Source organism: Vogesella mureinivorans, from assembly GCF_007644035.1.
Lineage (GTDB): Bacteria > Pseudomonadota > Gammaproteobacteria > Burkholderiales > Chromobacteriaceae > Vogesella > Vogesella mureinivorans.
Window position 1 is genome coordinate 1 of sequence record NZ_VMTV02000923.1, and the last position, 295, is coordinate 295.

The following is a 295-nucleotide window of genomic DNA, read 5'->3' on the forward strand; positions in this document are numbered from 1 at the left end:
GCCCGGACTTGCCCTCCAACACCGAATCCGCGACCCACGTTCGATGCCTGCTGCGGGAGGCCCGCGATCGGCTCACCGGCGATGAGGCAGCGCGCGAGGCCGAGCTGCTGCTGATGCACGCGCTGGGCGTGACCCGAGCCTGGCTGTTCGCACATGCCGATGAGCCCGTCGAGCGCTCCCGTGCGGACGACTTCCGCCGGCTGCTGGCGCGTCGCGTGGACGGCGAGCCCGTGGCCTACCTGCTTGGCCGGCGCGAATTCCATGGCGTCCTGCTCAGGGTCAGCACCGCCACGCT

General features: G+C 71.5%; 1 pseudogene. It reads left to right on the top strand.

Annotated features, from left to right (window positions below):
- Window positions 1–295: pseudogene (locus tag FLQ44_RS23890) on the top strand (hypothetical protein); the annotation flags it as partial.